At 67.1% G+C, this 3,803-nt stretch carries 2 protein-coding genes; both read right to left on the bottom strand.

The window, feature by feature from the left end; all coding sequences use genetic code 11:
- Positions 1-491: 491 nt before the first annotated feature.
- Positions 492-2,726: a phosphoenolpyruvate--protein phosphotransferase gene (gene ptsP / locus HC022_RS20920; protein WP_167453707.1), complete on the bottom strand. Its 2,235-nt coding sequence runs from the start codon at positions 2,724-2,726 to the stop codon at positions 492-494.
- A gap of 244 nt (positions 2,727-2,970) precedes the next feature.
- A partial coding sequence (locus tag HC022_RS20915) for an aspartate kinase (protein ID WP_167453706.1) occupies positions 2,971-3,803 on the bottom strand: 833 nt, incomplete at its 5' end.

The raw sequence follows: 3,803 nt of genomic DNA, 5'->3' as shown, positions 1-3,803 counted from the left end.
CGAGGGGGCTTACCCCGCGCAAAACGCGCGGGCAGTGTCAGTCGCCAGAACGGCGCGTGGCACGTTTCGGAACAGTGGCGTCCGGCCGCCGGGGAAACCCGGTTCGGCCGGGCGGTCCGGCGGGTCGGATCGGGCGGTTGGGGCAGGCGCCGTGGTGTGACCTGAGGGCCTGGAGGCTGGTATCGGTCAGCCGTTTGAAACCGCGTGGACCCTTGCGGCAGGACCAGGGTTTGGGACCGCCCTGCGGATTGCTGTCCGTCAGCCGCTTGCGAAGGGTCAGCCGCTTTCAGCCGTCCAACCGTTTCGAGCGGGAGCCTGCTCGCGATCAGTCGGCGGCTTCTAGCCACTTAACCGCCAGCAGCCGTTTGACTGCTTGCGACGGGTCAACCGATTGGGACCGGTCAGGCTGTCGCGCCCCTGCAGCCCGCAGGCTTCGTCTGCCATCAGCCGTCGCGATCCGCCCTGCCGCAAGCCGCAGTTGCTTGCGGGGCTCAGCCGTTCCAGCGCAGGTATTCGAGCACCGACTCGCGCACGGATTGCTCGCCGCGTTCGCGGGCGTCGCAGATCACGTCGTAAAGCGCGTCGAGGTCTGTGCGCATGATCAGGCTCTTCACCGGCCCGATGGAGGCCGGGCGCATCGACAGCTTGTGCAGCCCGATGGCGGCCAGACAGACCGCCTCGATCGGGCGGCCCGCATCCTCGCCGCAGAAGCTGAGCGGCGTGCCGGACTCAGAGCATCGCTGCACAATGCCCTCGAGGAAGGTCAGGAAGCTGACGTTCAGCGTGTCGTAACGCCGCCGCACCCGCTCGTTCTCGCGGTCTGCGGCGAAGAAGAACTGCTTGAGGTCATTGCCGCCGATGGAGATGAACTCCACGTCCTCGAAGAACTTCTTCGAGGCATAGGCGAGGCTCGGGGTTTCGAGCATGGTGCCGATGGTGATCTTCTCGGGCACCGCGCGACCGAGCTTGCGCTCGATGGCGACCGCCTTCTGCACCTCGTCGCGGGCGGCGCGGAACTCTTCGTACTGCGCCACGAAGGGGAACATCACCGACAGCGGTCGGCCATCGGCGGCGCGCAGCAGCGCCTGGATCTGCATCCGCATCACGCCCGGCTTGTCGAGCCCGACCCGGATCGCCCGCCAGCCGAGCGCCGGATTGGGCTCGTCGTTGGGCTTCATGTAGGGCAGCACCTTGTCCGAGCCGATGTCGAGGGTACGGAACACCACCGGCTTGTCGCCGGCCGCATCCATCACCCGCTTGTAGGTCTCGACCAGCTCCTTGCGGCGCGGCATCTGATTGCGGATCAGGAACTGCAGCTCGGTGCGGAACAGCCCCACGCCCTCGGCGCCCGAGGTCGGCAGCGAGGGCAGGTCAGCCAGCAGGCCCGCGTTCATGAACAGCGTGACGCGCTTGCCGCAGAGCGAGGTCGCGGGCTTCTGGCGGATCGAGGTGTAGCGCTCCTGCGCCTGCGCCTGCATCGCGATCTTGTCGCGGAAGGCGCTGACCACGCTGTCGTCAGGCCGCAGGTGGACGATGCCGTGGTCGCCGTCGACCATGATGTGGTCGCCGTTCAGCGCCTCGTTGGTGATGCGCTGCGCGTGGATCACTAGCGGGATCGCGAGCGCGCGGGCGACGATGGCGGCGTGGCTGCCGACGGAGCCTTCCTCGAGCACGATGCCCTTGAGCCGGCGGCCGTAGTCCAGCAGCTCGGCCGGGCCGATGTTGCGGGCGACGAGGATCGGGTCGGCGGGCATCTCGGCGCCGGTCTCGCGGCCCTGTCCGGTGAGAATGCGCAGCAGCCGGTTCGACAGGTCGTCGAGGTCGTGCAGCCGCTCGCGCAGGTAGGGATCGGCCACCTGTGACATGCGGGCGCGCGCGACGGACTGCTCCTTCTCGACCGCGGCCTCGGCCGAGAGACCCCGGTCGATGTCCTCTTCCATGCGGTTGCGCCAGCCCTTGGAGTTGGCGAACATCCGGTAGGCCTCGAGCACCTCGAGCTGCTCGCCGCTGGCGCCCTCGAGCATCTCGTTGACGCCCACGCGCAGCTGTTCCACCGCCGTGCGCAGGCGGTCGCGCTCGCGCTGCGGGTCTTCGGTCACGAGGTTGGTCACCACGACGCGGGGCTCGTGCAGCCAGACGTGGCCCTCGGTGGTGCCTTCCTGCCCGGTGATGCCGCGGATCATCGTGGGCTGGGTGTGGCGCGCCTTCAGCGCCGCGCCTTCGCCGACGAAGGCGCCGAGCTCGGCCATCTCGGCCAGCACCATGGCCACCACCTCGAGCGCGTAGATCTCGTCGTGGGTGAACTCGCGCTTGTCCTTGGTCTGCACCACCAGCACGCCCAGCTTCTCGCCGAGGCGCTGGATCGGCAGGCCGAGGAAGCTCGAGAAGATCTCCTCGCCGGTCTCGGGCATGTAGCGGAAGCCGCGCTCGGACGGGGCATCGGCGGTGTTCACCATCTTGCCGGTGCGGGCCACGCGCCCGACGAGGCCCTCTCCCAGCTTCATGCGGGTGCGGTGCACGGCCTCCTGTTTGAGGCCCTCGGTGGCGCACAACTCCAGCGTGTCATCGTCGCGGAAGAGGTAGACCGAGCACACCTCGGTCCCCATCGAATCCGCGGTCAGATGAGTGATCTTGTCGAGCCGCTCCTGACCGGCGGCCTCTTCGGCCATCGTGTCACGGAGGCGCACAAGCAGCTTGCGGCTTTCACTTTCCGAGCGGTCAATCATGGAATGGGCCGGTTTTCCTTGGTCTGGCACGCCACCTATAGGCGAGGGACGGGGGGAAGGGGAAGGATAAACGGCATTCTACCACAGGGGGATGTCCCTGCTGCGCGTCTCCGAGGCGGCGTGAGGTTCGTGTATCGGGGAGGTTGTCTGCACCAGCGGCAAGGGGGGCAGGGTGCGTCGCCACGAGCAGCGTGGCGCGGAGGGGCGGCGACGGGCGGGCCAGGGGCGCGCCCGTCGCGGCAGGTCAGGCGGCCTTGTCGAGGTCGAAGGCGTCGTGCAGCGACTGCACCGCCAGTTCCATGTACTTGCGGTCGATCAGCACCGAGATCTTGATCTCGGAGGTGGTGATGACCTTGATGTTGATGCCCTCGTCCGAGAGCACCTTGAACATCTTGGCGGCCACGCCGGTGTGCGAGCGCATGCCGATGCCGACCACAGAGATCTTGCAGACGTTGGTGTCCGCCACGAGGTCGTGGAAGTTGATGTGGCCCGCGTCCTTGGCCTTCTTCAGCGCTTCCTCCGCGCGTGCCACCTGGTTGGTGGGGCAGGAGAAGGTCATGTCGGTGCGGCCATCTTCCGAGATGTTCTGCACGATCATGTCAACGTTGATGCCGGACTCGGAGAGCGGCGTGAAGATGGCGGCGGCGATGCCCGGACGGTCGGCGACCGAGATCAGGGTCATCTTGGCTTCGTCGCGGGAATGGGCGACCCCGGAGACAACATTCAGTTCCATGATTTCCTCCTCGTCGCAGACGAGCGTTCCGGCCTCGTCGGACTGTTCCTCGAAGCTCGAGAGCACCCGCAGCTTCACATTGTAGCGCATTGCCAGCTCGACCGAACGGGTCTGCAGCACCTTGGCCCCAAGCGAGGCGAGCTCGAGCATCTCCTCGAAGGCGATCTTGTCGAGCTTGCGGGCCTTCTCGCAGATCCGCGGGTCGGTGGTGTAGACGCCGTCGACGTCGGTGTAGATGTCGCAGCGCTCGGCGTCGAAGGGGGAGGCAAAGGCCAAGGAGGGGGTGTGTGAGAGGGGAAGGACAAGTGTGGTGAAAAGGGGCTCGGACGAGCTGGCCTGGAAGA

This window comes from Salipiger sp. HF18 (genome assembly GCF_011806505.1).
Taxonomy (GTDB): Bacteria; Pseudomonadota; Alphaproteobacteria; order Rhodobacterales; family Rhodobacteraceae; genus Salipiger; species Salipiger thiooxidans.
The sequence above is the reverse complement of the archived record's forward strand: the minus strand, read 5'-3'. Positions and strand labels throughout refer to the sequence as shown.